14 protein-coding genes and 1 pseudogene are annotated in these 14,611 nt (G+C 59.4%); 11 read left to right on the forward strand and 4 right to left on the reverse strand.

Annotated features, from left to right (window positions below):
* Positions 1 to 126: 126 nt before the first annotated feature.
* The 9 genes from ubiE to IEY47_RS13230 all read left to right on the forward strand — a co-directional run bounded on the left by ubiE (position 127) and on the right by IEY47_RS13230 (position 6,111).
* Positions 127 to 897 (forward strand): bifunctional demethylmenaquinone methyltransferase/2-methoxy-6-polyprenyl-1,4-benzoquinol methylase UbiE, encoded by a 771-nt coding sequence (ubiE, locus tag IEY47_RS13190; protein WP_188983709.1) that lies wholly within the window; start codon positions 127 to 129, stop codon positions 895 to 897.
* A complete protein-coding gene (locus tag IEY47_RS13195; protein ID WP_229779418.1) occupies positions 897 to 1,535 on the forward strand; it encodes a ubiquinone biosynthesis accessory factor UbiJ in 639 nt (212 codons plus the stop codon). Before ubiE ends, IEY47_RS13195 begins: the two co-directional genes overlap by 1 nt.
* Positions 1,532 to 3,139 (forward strand): ubiquinone biosynthesis regulatory protein kinase UbiB, encoded by a 1,608-nt coding sequence (ubiB, locus tag IEY47_RS13200; RefSeq protein ID WP_188983710.1) that lies wholly within the window; start codon positions 1,532 to 1,534, stop codon positions 3,137 to 3,139. Before IEY47_RS13195 ends, ubiB begins: the two co-directional genes overlap by 4 nt.
* Before the next feature lie 73 nt (positions 3,140 to 3,212).
* Positions 3,213 to 3,614, forward strand: coding sequence for a phosphoribosyl-AMP cyclohydrolase (hisI, locus tag IEY47_RS13205; protein WP_188983711.1), 402 nt, complete (start codon positions 3,213 to 3,215; stop codon positions 3,612 to 3,614).
* Entirely contained in the window at positions 3,607 to 3,933 is a 327-nt protein-coding gene (locus tag IEY47_RS13210; protein WP_188983712.1) for a phosphoribosyl-ATP diphosphatase, read from the forward strand. Before hisI ends, IEY47_RS13210 begins: the two co-directional genes overlap by 8 nt.
* 34 nt (positions 3,934 to 3,967) lie before the next feature.
* Complete coding sequence (locus tag IEY47_RS13215; protein ID WP_188983713.1) at positions 3,968 to 4,219, forward strand: twin-arginine translocase TatA/TatE family subunit; 252 nt, start codon at positions 3,968 to 3,970, stop codon at positions 4,217 to 4,219.
* Positions 4,220 to 4,223: 4 nt separating this feature from the next.
* Entirely contained in the window at positions 4,224 to 4,622 is a 399-nt protein-coding gene (gene tatB, locus IEY47_RS13220; RefSeq protein ID WP_188983714.1) for a Sec-independent protein translocase protein TatB, read from the forward strand.
* The gene (gene tatC, locus IEY47_RS13225) at positions 4,619 to 5,407 is read left to right on the forward strand and encodes a twin-arginine translocase subunit TatC (protein WP_188983715.1); all 789 of its coding nucleotides are present in this window, start codon (positions 4,619 to 4,621) and stop codon (positions 5,405 to 5,407) included. Before tatB ends, tatC begins: the two co-directional genes overlap by 4 nt.
* Positions 5,404 to 6,111: a 16S rRNA (uracil(1498)-N(3))-methyltransferase gene (locus IEY47_RS13230; RefSeq protein WP_188983716.1), complete on the forward strand. Its 708-nt coding sequence runs from the start codon at positions 5,404 to 5,406 to the stop codon at positions 6,109 to 6,111. The genes tatC and IEY47_RS13230 overlap by 4 nt, the downstream gene beginning before the upstream one ends.
* A 451-nt stretch (positions 6,112 to 6,562) precedes the next feature.
* Here the strand turns inward: IEY47_RS13230 and mdoH are convergent.
* The 4 genes and pseudogenes from mdoH to pip form a co-directional block, all read right to left on the reverse strand.
* A pseudogene (gene mdoH / locus IEY47_RS13235) lies at positions 6,563 to 9,076 on the reverse strand (glucans biosynthesis glucosyltransferase MdoH); the annotation flags it as partial.
* Positions 9,027 to 10,535: a glucan biosynthesis protein G gene (locus tag IEY47_RS13240; protein ID WP_188983751.1), complete on the reverse strand. Its 1,509-nt coding sequence runs from the start codon at positions 10,533 to 10,535 to the stop codon at positions 9,027 to 9,029. The gene IEY47_RS13240 and the pseudogene mdoH, both read right to left, overlap by 50 nt.
* Before the next feature lie 224 nt (positions 10,536 to 10,759).
* Complete coding sequence (gene dtd, locus IEY47_RS13245; RefSeq protein WP_188983718.1) at positions 10,760 to 11,197, reverse strand: D-aminoacyl-tRNA deacylase; 438 nt, start codon at positions 11,195 to 11,197, stop codon at positions 10,760 to 10,762.
* Positions 11,194 to 12,159, reverse strand: coding sequence for a prolyl aminopeptidase (pip, locus tag IEY47_RS13250; RefSeq protein WP_188983719.1), 966 nt, complete (start codon positions 12,157 to 12,159; stop codon positions 11,194 to 11,196). The genes dtd and pip overlap by 4 nt, the downstream gene beginning before the upstream one ends.
* A 379-nt stretch (positions 12,160 to 12,538) precedes the next feature.
* Between pip and IEY47_RS13255 the strand changes: the two genes are divergently transcribed.
* Together IEY47_RS13255 and IEY47_RS13260 are read left to right on the forward strand one after the other, a co-directional pair.
* Positions 12,539 to 13,423: an ABC transporter ATP-binding protein gene (locus IEY47_RS13255; protein WP_188983720.1), complete on the forward strand. Its 885-nt coding sequence runs from the start codon at positions 12,539 to 12,541 to the stop codon at positions 13,421 to 13,423.
* Positions 13,420 to 14,604 carry an ABC transporter permease gene (locus IEY47_RS13260; RefSeq protein ID WP_229779420.1) on the forward strand — a complete coding sequence of 395 codons (1,185 nt, stop codon included), beginning with the start codon at positions 13,420 to 13,422 and terminating at the stop codon, positions 14,602 to 14,604. The genes IEY47_RS13255 and IEY47_RS13260 overlap by 4 nt, the downstream gene beginning before the upstream one ends.
* The last annotated feature ends 7 nt before the right edge of the window (positions 14,605 to 14,611 follow it).

Genomic DNA, 14,611 nt, shown 5'->3' on the forward strand with positions numbered 1-14,611 from the left:
CCGCCTTTTCGGATCGGCATGAGCGGTGAAGCCACGACCGACACGCCACATCCGGAGCATGCGGCGTCAAGACAAAGTCGGCAGGCAGCGATTAGAATGTCCGCCTTTGTCCCAGGTGAGAGTCCCATGAGCGATCCGCGCAAGACCCCTGACAGCGAGCCGACCACACACTTCGGTTACCGCGATGTTCCAGAGAGTCAGAAGGCCGAACGGGTAGCAGAGGTATTTCACTCGGTTGCTGCCAAATACGACGTCATGAATGACGTGCTATCCGGCGGGCTGCACCGCCTCTGGAAGCGCTTCACTATCGAGCTATCCGGCGTCAGAAGCGGACATCGGGTACTGGACATCGCTGGTGGTACCGGCGATCTGGCACGTCAGTTTTCGCGCCTGGTGGGCGAGCGCGGCGAGGTGGTACTGGCGGACATTAATGCCTCCATGCTCAAGGTGGGCCGCGATCGCCTAATGGACCGGGGCGTGTCGGGCAATATCGCGTTCGTTCAGGCGGATGCCGAATGCCTGCCCTTCCCGGACAATCATTTTGACTGCGTCACCATCGCCTTCGGCCTGCGCAATGTGACCCACAAAGAGGATGCGTTGCGCTCCATGCTGCGCGTTTTGAAGCCAGGCGGCCGGCTATTGGTGCTGGAATTCTCCAAGACCCGCAATCCCATTCTGGGCAAGATCTACGATGCCTATTCGTTTGGTTTCATGCCCCTGGCCGGCAAATTGATCACCAACGATGCCGAGAGCTATCGCTACCTTGCCGAATCAATCCGCATGCACCCTGACCAGGAAACGCTGAAAGGCATGATGGCGGATGCGGGCTTCGATCGCGTCACCTACCACAATATGACGGGCGGTATCGTCGCCCTGCACCGGGGAATAAAGCCCTGATGGCAACATCGCTGGTCTTGCAGGCGCTGCTTGCCGGCGTTGAGAGCGGTCTTCGGCGTGTGTTGGCGCTGGACCCTAAGGCGCTCGAAGCGCTTGGCGGGTTGCAGGGCAAGGTGATCGCAATCCAATGCACCTCACCCGCTTTCGTGATCTACCTGCTTCCCGCGAAAGATGGCCTGCATTTGGCCGCGAACCATGAGGCGCTTGTTGACTGCAGACTGATCGCGCCCGCCGGCAGCCTCGCCCGCCTGGCGACAAGAAGCGACAAAAGCGCCGTTTTGCACGAAAGGGGCGTATCGCTCGAAGGTGACAGCGGGCCACTTCTTGTTTTGTCCGAGATCACGCAGCAATTGAATCTTGATTGGGAGCACGAGCTGTCCCGCTGGATTGGCCCGCTTGCGACAGCGCTGCTCGCTCGCGTGGCCCGAGGTCAGCACGACTGGGCGAAACGCACGGCGACCAGCCTGCATCAGGACGCTGCGGATTACTTGACCGAAGAAGCACGAACGTTGGTGGGACGCCGCGAGGCGGAAGCACGCTTTTGCGAAATCGACGACATTACTTTGCAACTGGACCGGCTCGACGCTCGCATCGCGCAACTGGCCCGAAACCGCCAGGAGCGCCCCGAGTCCCCATGAATCTGCTCGCTGTACGTCGCCTGTTCCGCATTTGGTGGATTCTTGTCCGCTATCGGCTGGATGATCTGCTCTGGGCCATGCCGCTTCCTTGGTACGGCCGTCTGTTCAGCTACCTGCTGCCTTGGCGCTGGCTGCCGCGAAGCCGCAAGGTCGCACCACGGGGTGAACGCCTGCGCCTGGCACTCGAGGGCCTCGGCCCGATCTTCATCAAATTCGGCCAATTGCTGTCCACGCGGCGCGACTTGCTGCCACCGGACATTGCCTTGGAGCTCGCGTTTCTTCAGGACAAAGTGCCGCCCTTCCCTCCCGCTCAAGCGATAGCGCGGATCGAAGAAGAGCTCGGCGCGTCGGTAAAGGAAATCTTCGCACGCTTCGATGCCAAACCGCTCGCGTCCGCCTCGATCGCGCAAGTGCACGCCGCCCGTTTGCTCAGCGGCGAGGAAGTCGTGGTTAAGGTAATTCGTCCCAATCTGCGCCCGATCATTCGTCAGGACATCGCCTGGCTGTTCGCACTGGCGAAAATTGCCGAGCGCCTTTCCGCCGATGCCCGCCGCCTTCGCCTGGTCGAGGTGGTCGACGATTACTCGCGCACGATCTACGACGAGCTGGACCTGTTGCGCGAAGCGGCGAATTCGTCGCAATTACGCCGCAACTTCGAAAACTCGACACTGCTATATGTACCGCAGGTGTATTGGGATCTATGCCGTCCTCAAGTGCTGGTCATGGAGCGCATCTACGGTGTGCCCGTCACTGATCTGGCCGCTCTTCGGGATCAAGGCACCGACCTTCGTCTTTTGGCGGAGCGCGGAGTGGAGATATTCTTCACCCAAGTATTTCGTGACAGCTTCTTTCATGCGGACATGCACCCCGGGAACATCTTCGTCGCCACTCAGCGTCCGTGGGACCCGCAGTACATCGCCATTGACTGCGGGATCGTCGGTAGCCTATCGCCGGAAGACCAGGACTATCTCGCTCGTAACCTCTACGCCTTTTTCAAACGCGATTACCGCAAGGTCGCGCAGCTGCATATCGACTCGGGTTGGGTGCCGCAGGAAACCAAGGTCAATGACTTCGAGGCCGCGATCCGTACCGTATGCGAGCCCATCTTCGAACGGCCGCTGAAGGACATTTCGTTCGGTGTATTGCTGTTACGGCTCTTCCAGACAGCGCGCCGGTTCAATATGGAAGTACAACCACAACTCGTCCTCTTGCAGAAAACCCTGCTGAACATTGAAGGGCTTGGCCGTCAGCTACACCCCGAGCTGGATCTTTGGGTCACCGCCAAACCCTACCTTGAGCGCTGGATGCAGGAACGCGTTCACCCGCGCCGATTGGTCAAGAACATGCACGCCCAGATTGAGCAGCTTCCGCATCTCGCGCGCATGACGCGTGATTTGCTGGAGCGAATGTCATCGCCACATGCGGAAGATCCACCCGCGCCTTGGAAGAAGCCCAAAAGCGAACGTTCGCTGCGAGCGCTCGGGGCCATTCTGATCGCGGCAGGCGCCGCGCTGGCCATGACCGCGCCTATGTTGAGCGATCTGGCCGCTTGGCCGGCTTGGTTGATGCTCGGGGCTGGCTTCTACTTGACCGTGCGTCAATAGCCACGAGGTCTGGGGGCTGGCACACTAGCGCCTTGGACATCAAAGAGCTTCCCTTGAGAAAAGCGGTACGCGAATGAACGATTGGCTGGACGAAATCAAATGGAATGAAGACGGGCTGGTGCCTGCCATCGCGCAGGATCACGTCACCGGACGCATTCTCATGATGGCGTGGATGAACCGCGAATCACTTTCTTTGACCGCTGCTGAAGGCCGCGCCATCTATTGGTCACGCTCGCGCGGCAAACTATGGCGCAAAGGCGAAGAGTCGGGCCATGTACAGACGCTTCACGAGCTTCGTCTAGACTGCGACGCCGATGTCATCGTGCTCGTCGTCGAGCAGCTTGGCGGCATTGCCTGCCATACCGGCCGCGAAAGCTGCTTTTACCGGGTCTATCGCGAGGGTACCTGGCACACCGTCGACCCCGTTCTGAAAGATCCACATGCAATCTACCGCGAGCCGCATTCCCATGAGTGATACCCTCTCCGAACTGGCGCAAGTACTCGAGTCCCGCAAGGGCGCCGCACCAGAGAGCTCCTACGTGGCCAGCCTGTACCACAAGGGTCTGAATAAGATCCTGGAGAAAGTCGGCGAAGAGTCGGTCGAAACCATATTGGCGGCGAAAGATGCAGCAACGTCCGGGGACTGCAGCGACGTCATCTATGAAACGGCCGACCTGTGGTTCCACAGCCTCGTCATGCTTGCCGCCCTCGGCCAGCATCCGCAGGCCGTGCTCGACGAGTTGGAGCGTCGCTTCGGTCTGTCTGGCCACGCCGAAAAAGCCGCCCGCACCTAACCTTTAATTGCTACCGAGAAAGAGATTCCGCGATATGGGTATTTTTGATTGGAAACACTGGGTCGTCATTCTGATCGTAGTCGTACTGGTGTTCGGTACGAAAAAGCTCAAGAACGTGGGCTCCGATCTCGGCGAAACCATCAAAGGCTTTCGCAAGGCGATGAACGAGGACGAAGCCAAGCCTGACGAACAGGCGACCAAGTCCCAGACGCAAACGCCGCTGAACCAGCACAACACCATCGACGCGCAAGCGCAAAAAGTCGAAGAGCCTGCGCGCAAGGACTGACCGTATGTTTGACATCGGTTTCAGTGAGCTGCTGCTGGTCGGTGGCGTTGCGCTACTGGTCCTTGGACCGGACAAGCTGCCAGGCGCGGCGCGAACGGCCGGCATCATGATCGGACGGCTAAAGCGCAGCTTCAACAGTATCAAGAGCGAAGTCGAGCGAGAGATCGGCGCGGACGAGATTCGTCGCCAGATCAGGAGCGAGGAGCTGCTGAGCCTCAGGGATGAGATGAAGAACCATATTCACCCTACAAAGCCTGCGCCGACTGAGCCTGCAAGTTCCGCAGAGACGGTGAAGGCGGCACTCGACCCTGAACCTAAGCCAGACGTTTTGACTGAAGCACCTGCGGCAGTGAAACCGGAACTTAAAACTGCCCCCAAGCCTGACTCGAAATCGCCAACATGAGTGACCGCCGTCCCGAAGACGACCAGGAAATGCCTCTGGTCTCACACCTGGCCGAACTTCGCACGCGCCTATTACGCTGCGTACTTGCCGTATTCATCATATTCGGCTGCCTGTTCTATTTCGCCCAGGACATCTACACCTTCGTCTCTGCCCCGCTTCGGCAGTTCTTGCCAGAAGGGGCAACGATGATCGCGACCGATGTCGCATCGCCGTTCCTGACCCCGTTCAAGATGACGCTCGTCGTCGCCCTGTTCGTATCGATGCCGGTCATTCTGCACCAGATCTGGGGCTTTCTCGCACCGGGCCTGTACCGCCACGAGCGGCGTATCGCCGTTCCGCTACTGGTCTCCAGTATCTTGCTGTTCTACGCCGGCATGGCTTTCGCGTATTACTTCGTCTTCCCGCTGATGTTCCACTTCTTCGCCAGCGTGACGCCCCAAGGCGTTTCGATGATGACGGACATCGCCAGCTACTTCGACTTCGTGCTGACGCTGTTCTTCGCCTTCGGCGTGGCCTTCGAAATTCCAGTAGCCGTGGTTTTGCTGGTCTGGATTGGCGTGGTCGATGTCGCTTATCTGCGCAAGATTCGGCCCTACGTCATTGTGGGTTGTTTCGTGGTCGGCATGATTCTCACGCCGCCCGATATCTTCTCCCAGACACTTCTGGCGGTACCCATGTGGCTGCTGTTCGAAGTCGGCGTTCTGGTGGGCAGCATGGTCCGCAAGCGCAGCAACGCGTCCGAGGAAACGCCGACCGATAGCTCGCCACCCAGCGTACGCCCTTGAATCTGCTGCTCCTCGAAGAAAGCGATTTCATCGCTGAGAATCGGGTCATCCTGCGAGACCGGCGCCTGCGCCATATGCAGGAGGTTCATCAGGCCGAGTCTGGCGATGAGCTTCGTGTCGGGTTGATCGAGGGCGACATGGGGCGAGGCACACTGCTTCATGTCGAGGCTGACTATGCTGAGCTTGAGGTTGTCCTCGATACACCGCCTCCCACCAAGCTGCCTGTCACGCTAATCCTGGCGCTGCCCCGCCCCAAAATGCTGCGGCGTGTGCTGCAAAGCGTCGCGAGCATGGGCGTTGCCCGGCTGATACTCGTGAACAGCTATCGTGTCGAGAAAAGCTTCTGGCAGACGCCATTTCTAACGCCTACGTCGATTCGCGAACAGCTGATTCTTGGGCTGGAGCAAGCGCGTGACACCCGCCTCCCAAGCGTTCAGATTCAAAAGCGCTTCAAACCTTTCGTCGAGGACGAGCTACCCACGCTCGTGCAAGGAACACGCGCCCTCGTCGCGCATCCAGGCGATTGGCCTACCTGCCCAAGGTACGTCGAAGGTGCTGTCACCTTGGCCATCGGGCCCGAGGGCGGCTGGATTCCCTACGAAGTGGACAAGTTACGCGATCAGGGCTTTGAAGCCGTCCAACTAGGCGACCGAATCCTGCGTGTCGAAACCGCTGTCGTCGCGTTACTGGCTCGGCTTTTCTGAACGATTGCGGACGCGGTGGTCCGTTCTATCCCTGCCCGCCTTAAACGCGGCGCTCTCAGCGTTATCGCCAGATGCTGGGATTTGTCCTGTTGTCCAAAATTTGGCAATGCCGACGACGAACGGGCCCCATCAATCGCACTCGCGGGCAAGCCGCCCCTACAGACAATCGATGATCGCTTTTTGTAGGCGTCACGCAGCAAACTGAAGGTATGGCAGCAATTCTCGTGCGTTGCACCTTTGGTTATGCAAGGAAAGATGGCTCCGGGCCTCACTATGTGGGAGCGGGCCATGCCCGCGATGGAGTTACGCCATGCATAGTGCTCGGCCATTACCAATCGCGATCCGCTTGCCCGCGAACAGGGTCATGTTTTTCCTGGAGAACGAGGTACTGCTTGAAACGCAAAAGCCCACCGAATGGTGGGCTTTCGCGTTCTTCGTCACACTGACTCAGCTAGACGTTACCAACATTGAGCGTCGGTGCTTTCGTGACGGCACCGGTTTCAGCATCGCTCGTATGCCCCTCGCTTCGCTTGAGCTTACGCCAGGGCTCAATCCACGTGGAGACATTGTCTTGCCAGATCGCAGTATGCAACTGCGACAGTATCGCGGGATCACTCAGCATGTTGAGACGCATCGGCGCTGGGAGCTTGTCGGGGGACGAGCTCAGTGCCAACTTGATTCGCTCCTCCCGCACCCGCTCGATTGCCGGAACGGTCTTATGCCGACTGGTCGCCATCGCAACCGCCAGAGCGTTTTGCGAAGGGGCTACGATTGCCCGCAGGAAACCATCCTCCAGCGGCGCGGCGCGGTTAGCCTGCGTGTACTCGTCAGTCGCAATCAACGCTTTGGGCGTGTCGTACTCCTCGGGGATCAGGAAGATGTTCGAGGAACGCATCGAACGCCCGATACTCACCCGGCTCGTGATGACAGACACGGGAATGGACAGCATCAACGCGACCACGATGGGGGCAAGCCACCAGAGGAACACCGGGTCCAGCCAACCAACCAGTGCGGCCCAGGCGATACCCAGAAGCGTCTGTCCTCCGTGAGCCCGGATAGCGTCGCCCCAAGAGGTCGCGCCATCTTCCCGCTGCGGGGATTTCCATTGCACCGACCAGCCAAGAAAGGCAGCGACGACGAAGCGCGTGTGGAACAACATCCGCACCGGCGCTAGCAACATCGAGCAAAGCACTTCGATGATCATGCTCAGCGTGACTTTGATGGGTCCACCGTACTCTTTGGCACCCTTAGCGTAGATCAGCAGGATGCTCAGCAGCTTTGGCAGGAACAACAGCGTCAGCGTCGTGGAAAACAACGCGATTGCTTTTTCCGGATGCCACTGCGGCCAGATCGGGAAAAGCTGCTGAGGTTCCATGAAGTACTGCGGCTCCATCAGCGTATGCACCGCCAACAATGCGGTCGACAGTACGAGAAAGAGGAACCACAGCGGCGCCGACAAATACGACATGACCCCGGTGAGAAACACCGCCCGGTGCACGGGATGCATCCCCTTCACCAGGAACAGGCGGAAGTTCATCAAGTTACCGTGGCACCAGCGTCGATCGCGTTGCAGCTCATCGAGCAGGTTCGGCGGCAATTCTTCATAACTACCCGGCAGGTCATAGGCGATCCAGACACCCCAGCCGGCACGACGCATCAGCGCTGCTTCGACGAAGTCGTGAGAGAGGATCGCACCGGCAAACGAGCCTTTACCGGGCAACGGCGCCAGGGCGCAGTGTTCCATGAAGGGCTTCACACGAATGATCGCGTTGTGTCCCCAGTAGTGGGACTCCCCCAGCTGCCAGAAGTGAAGGCCAGCGGTGAAGAGCGGCCCGTAAACGCGTGTCGCGAACTGCTGCATGCGCGCATAGAAGGTTTCCATACCGGACGCTTTCGGCCCGGTCTGGATGATCCCGGCATCGGGATGAGCCTCCATCAGGCGCACGAGCTTGGTCAGGCACTCTCCGGTCATCACGCTATCAGCGTCCATCACGACCATATAGCGGTAGTCCGGGCCCCAACGGCGGCAGAAATCATCGATATTGCCGCTTTTACGTTTTACGCGGCGACGCCGACGCCGATAGTGAATACGGCCGAAACCGTTCGTCTCACGACACAACTCCATCCACGCCTGTTGTTCGGCAACCGCGATATCCGCGTCGTAGGTATCGCTCAGTACGAAAAAGTCGAAGCGATCGAGATCACCGGACTCCGCGACCGACTCATAAGTCGCCCGCAGCCCTGCGAAAACCCGGGACACGTCCTCATTGCAGATCGGCATGACAATGGCCGTTCTCGCGTCAGGCGCGATGGGCTCATCGCCCGAGCTTGCCGCGGAAATACGGTATTTGTCTTGCCCGCTCAGCAATTCCCAAAAGCCCATCAGCGCGGTCCAGAAACCGGCCGACACCCAACAGAAAAGGATGGCGAACAGGGCAAGGACCGAGAATTGCACGATATAGGGCAATACCTGCTCGGCACTGACCAGAATCGGCTGCTGAAAGACCAGCTGTAGATCGATGAACGACCAGCCCTGATACGGCAGAACCCCTTTCATATAGTAGGTGGCGATCGAGGTCTGTCCGAATACGAGTAGAAGCAGGCAGAGACGCCGACGCGCACCGACCTGCCGCCAACGCTCTTTCTTTACTTCATTCTTGCTCTTGACCACTTGCCGACGTTCGCGCCCAAAGATGCGTCGCCAGCCCCGGACCAACACGTTGGTGATCCAAGGCTCCGGCACCATGGTGCCGCGATTGATGCGCGGGGCCGACTTCAAGCGAGGCCGACCGCTTTCGTCGCGGTCGAGCATACCTTTGTCTGTGAGGCGAGCGCCCGCCAGGGATTCGATACGCGCTTGAGCGTCGTCCGAAGTGCCAGGCTGGTCACCCATCGCCGCGCGGGGATCGTCTGATTTATTCATTGGCAGGCAACTGATAGCTCCATGTTTCGCTAAGAACGTCCTCGCCCTGAATCAGGTGAGCGCGCAGCACAACTGGCTTGGTCGGATCCTTGAGCTTGACTCGCAACGTCAGACGCCAGCCTTTGGTGGCTTCGTTGTAGCGCAGTTCGTTCTGTAGCAACTCGGTGTTTTCGTCCGTCGTAACCTGGGTGCTGACCGGCGCATCGGCTGGAAGTTCGGCCAGCTTCGGACCAACGAAATCAACCAACAGCGCCGTGCTGCCATCTGGCTGACGCACTAGGTTGGACTGGCGTACATCGCCCGCCGAGCGAAGCGTTTGCTTCACCCATGCGACGTCTTGGTCATGATGCGCCGCTTCATCCATCGTCCAATAGGTACGGTAGGAGAACTCGAACGGCTCACCCACCTTGGGCATGTTCTCAGGCACCCAGAAAGCGACGATATTGTCGTTGGTTTCGTCCGGTGTCGGAATTTCAACCAATTCGAATCGCCCTTTGCCCCAATCACCCTGCGGCTCGATCCAGGCACTCGGACGCTTCTCGTAGTGGTCATCCAGGTCCTCGTAATCGCTGAACGCGCGACTGCGCTGCAGCAATCCAAAGCCCTTCGGGTTTTCCGCCGGATAACTCGACAGCGACAGTCGGCGAGGGTTGTTCAGAGGGCGGTACAGCCATTGGCCATTGCCGTCCTGAATGGAAAGTCCCTCGGAATCATGCAACTGCGGGCGATAGTTCACCTGCGACGAGGGCTGATGCGAACCGAACAGGAACATGCTGGTCAGCGGCGCGATACCGAGCTTGCTGACTTCCGCACGGAGGTACACGCGTGCCTTTACGTCCAACACGGCTTCGTCCCGCATACGCAAGATGAAGCGATAGGCACCCGTTGCGCGCGGCGAATCAAGCAGCGCATAGATGACGAGATGTTTGTCCTCGGGCTTCGGGCGTTCGATCCAGTACTCCGTGAACCGTGGAAATTCTTCTCCGGACGACACCGCCGTATCGATAGCCAAGCCACGGGCGGACAACCCATAGACCTGCCCCTTACCAATAACGCGGAAGTAGCTGGCACCTAGCATGCTCAGCACTTCGTCCGACTTGTCCTTACCATTGAGCGGGTATTGCACGCGGAAACCGGCATACCCCAGATCACGGGTCGCGGCTTCGTCGACAGACAGGTCCGCGAAGTCGAAACGATTGCGATCGTATTCAATACGGTGAGTGCTCGTGGCCGTTACTTCATTGATTCTCACCGGGGTGTCGTAATGCATACCCTGGTGATAGAAATTGAGTTTGAACGGCGTTTTGATATCCATCCATTCCGCTTTGTCGTCCCGAAAGCGGATTTTCTGGTAATCGACGAACTTCATTTGCCGCAGTGCGGTCGGGAGATTACTAGTAGGCGCGGAATAAGCCTTCGCCGACAGCTCTTTGGCCTTGGCATCTACGTCATCCAGGCTGAAAGCAGCCGAAGGCCCGGACACCAGAAACGCTGCGGCCATTGCGCCGAACAGCAGAAGGCCGCGTGAGGCCTTACCTGGTGCAGGTCTCGAAGTACTATTGCAGGTCACAACTCCCCCAAATACTCGAATCGAAAAGGGCCGGGCACAGCCCGGCATCCTGTTCCGACCCAAAAAGGGTTCGATGATTCCCTGATGGTCCTCATCCAAGCCGGCGCGCACATGCTAGACGGAGCCGCTAATGCCTGGCTAGTAGAGTTTTAACGCTAGCTCTCGAGTAGAAACGTGACGGGGCCGTCGTTGAGCAAAGACACCTGCATATCCGCGCCAAACCGCCCACAGCCAACATTCGAATGGCGTTCCCGCGCGAGCGTCAGCATCAGTTCGAACAGCTCGCGGCCCTTCTCAGGAGGGGCCGCCGACGAGAAGCTGGGCCGCATCCCGCTTTGGGTATCAGCCACAAGTGTGAACTGGGACACTAATAACAAGCCGCCCTCGACATCGGCGAGTGACCGATTCATTCGGCCATTCTCATCAGCGAACACCCGATAGCCGAGCAGTCGTTCCAATAGCCGTGCCGCCCGGCTTGGGTCGTCCTCCCGCTCCACGCCAATGAACGCCAACAAGCCAGCGTCGATAGCGCCAACTACTTCTCCGTCGACCTCGACTCGCGCGTGCCGCACCCGCTGGATCAATGCCTTCATGCTTCTTCCGGCGGCAGGTCCAATAGACGGGTTGCAACCTGGCTAGTCGCCCGGACCAACGCATCGGTTATGCAGGGCTCCGATGCCGCGTGCCCGGCCTCGCGAATGATCTGCAGCTCGCTATTCGGCCATGCCTTGTGCAATGCCCAGGCGTTATCCACGGGGGTAACCACATCGTAGCGACCGTGCACGATGACACCGGGGATATGCTGGATCTTGTGCATGTCCCGCAGTAATTGATCGGGCTCGAGGAAGGCATCATTGACGAAGTAATGGCATTCGATCCGCGCAATAGCGAGCGCGCGCTCGTGGAAGCGCTCGACGACTTCCGGCGATGGACGCAGGGTAAGCGTGCGCCCTTCCCAGCATGACCATGCTTTCGCGGCATGCATCTGCGCGATCTGATCGCTTCCGGTAAGACGTTTGTAGAACGCCTGCATCAGATTGCCCCGCTCTTCCACGGGGATAGGTGCAACGTAATCCTGCCAATAATCAGGAAACAGACGGCTCGCCCCTTCCTGGTAGAACCAGTGGAACTCCTGCGGTCGACAAAGAAAGATGCCACGCAGGATGAGCGCGTGAACACGCTCGGGATAGGTCTGTGCGTAAGCCAGGGAAAGCGTCGAGCCCCAGGAACCGCCGAACAGCACCCACTTTTCGATGCCCAGATGTTCGCGGATGCGTTCCATGTCGGCGACCAGGTCCCAGGTAGTGTTTTTCTCCAGGCTCGCGTGCGGGAGCGAGCGTCCGCAGCCACGCTGGTCGAAGGTGACGATCCGGTAGAGCGCGGGATCGAAGAAGCGCCGTGACAGCGAGTCGCAGCCACCACCGGGACCACCGTGCACGAACAGCACGGGAAGACCGTCCCGCGTACCGCTTTCATCGACATAAAGCACGTGCGGCTCATCGACTGCCAGCTCGTGCCGTGCGTAAGGCTTGATCTCCGGAAAAACGGTCAGCATGAAACGCTCCCCTGTCTTATTAGTACGCAAGGCGCCACGCCTGCTACGCCGCATCATAACGACCTTTGTACTGGACAGCGCGCGCGCCGAGAAGCCCACCGGTCGTAAATCATACTGCTGCCGGATTGCCCGTCGAACCCGATCTGGTTGACGAGGGTCAGGATAAGTCCGAATTGCTGAGAGTCGCGCCTCCCATGGAGCGCTGACCATACTAGGGGCGCTCTATATGTGTAGTGCCCTGCTACACTGCCGGACCTTCATCGGCCCACCTATCCAATGATCCGGAACAGATTGCGCTGCCAACGACCGAACTGTCTTCTGCCATCCGTTGCTCAAAGAAGGCGGACATGCGATCCCCAGCCGCGCCAGGCGTCTCGCGATGCTTGAGTTACGTAATGTCTCGTTCAGCTATCCCGGCGCCGAGCGCCCCGCACTGGAGGGCGTGAATCTCGATATTGGTGCCGGTGAGTGCCTGGGCCTATTAGGTAGCAACGGTGCAGGCAAGACAACGCTGTTTTCTCTGTTAGCAGGACTGCGACAGCCTCAGGTCGGGCATATTCGCTGGCAGATCGAGGGCCGGCCCGGTCTCATTCCCCAGCAGCCGGCCTACTACGGCCAATTGAGCGTCAGGGAAAATCTGGAGTTGTTTGCGGACTTGTATCGGCTGCAAGGCAAGGAACGACGTGAGCGCATGGAGCGATGCCTGGAAGCCGCAACCCTCGGAACCCTATTGAACAGCCGGGCACACGGGTTATCGGGTGGTCAACAGCGTCGCCTGAACTTCGCCATTGGCCTGCTTCAACCTGCCAAGGTCTACTTGTTCGACGAGGCAACCGTCGGCGTTGATGCCCAAGCCCGCCAGCGGCTGCTGGACACGGTTGCGCAATTGCCGAAGGAAGGCTGTGCGGTGCTCTACACCAGTCACTATCTCGAGGAAATCGAGCGTGTCGCTCAACGCATCGTACTGCTGGACAGCGGTCAAGTTCGTCTGGACCTCAACAAGCGGCAGCTGCTAGACGGCACGCCAAGCCTGCTGCTCGAATGGCCACACACGGTGCCGCCCGGCCTGGAGGCATTGCTCGCACGCCTTGGACTCAGCGCCGACCCGCTTCCCCACGGCGTTCGCATCGCACGTCTTGATATCGCGCAACTGACGGAAATTTGCGCCTTCCTTGCGCTTCAACAGGAGCCGCCTAGCCTGCTGCGTTTCGGACAGCCGTCCCTGGAGCAGTTGTACCTACACCTCTGCGGAGGTGCGCTGTGATCCTCGCGGCCTTGGTCCGCAAGGAAGTATTGCTGCTGTCCCGCGACCCCCATGCGCTGGGCGCGCTGTTATTGATGCCGACCCTGTTCATCGTGTTGATGGCGTTCGCCCTGTCGGCGGTGAATCAGGAAAAACTGCCTCCCATCGACGTATCGTTTACCAGCGCAGCAACTAATACGGATACCGCGTTTTTCAAACAGGCGCTCGCCAAGCAACTGGGCGAAGGGCACCTACGAGATGCCACCCCGGACAAGACGCAGGTTCACCTTGCAGCAGACTTCAGCGAGTCGCTTTTGGACACGGACGCCCGTACGGTGCAGGTGACCTACCCGCCCTCTGTCGACACGGTAACGCGCCAGCGGGTTCGCGCCATCATTCAGACTGGGCTGGCCCAATCGCGCCTGCATGCCTTCCTGCTCGAGACCGGCGATCTTTCCGCCGAACAGCCGCTGGCCGAACGCTTGGACGATGTCGCCCAACGCACACAAACCCTGCTCGATGAGCGCGAACTGTCCAACAGCGGCACGCCTACCGAGCCGGCCAATGCCAGTCAGCACAGCGTTCCCGCCTGGCTCATCTTCGGCATGTTCTTCGTCATGCTGCCGATGGCCCACAGCTTTCAGCACGAACGGCAAAGCGGCGCCTTGATGCGGCTGCGCTGCTTGGATCTGGATACCTTCACCATGGCGTTCAGCAAACTCGCGCCCTACCTTGGTCTTAACGTGCTGCAGTTCGTAGGGTTTCTGGCGCTTGGCACTTGGGGGCTGCCACTACTGGGGTTGCCTGGACTGAGCATGGCGGGCGCCCCTCTCGCCTATGCGGCACTGGCCATATCGCTTGCGCTGGCGGCCTGTACGCTTGGGTTGGCCATCGCAACTTTGGCCCGGAACGCCGAGCAAGCGTTGTTGTTGAGCGCGGGCATCAACATCATCCTGGCCGCCATTGGCGGCATCATGGTTCCCAAAAGCGTCATGCCGGACGCCATGCGTCATGTGGCCGAACTTTCACCCATGAGCTGGGCGCTGGACGCCTTTCGGGCCTTGCTGGTCGGCCATGGCGACCTGACCAGCGTGGCGCCGTTCTGCGGGCGCTTACTGCTGTTCGCCTGCATCGTTGGCATTTTTGCGATCGTGCTGTTTCGGCGACGACTACGGGATATGCAGTGGGTGGCACAGGTCTGAAACGCGA

Source organism: Pseudomonas matsuisoli, from assembly GCF_014647635.1.
In the GTDB taxonomy this organism is placed as follows: Bacteria; Pseudomonadota; Gammaproteobacteria; order Pseudomonadales; family Pseudomonadaceae; genus Pseudomonas_P; species Pseudomonas_P matsuisoli.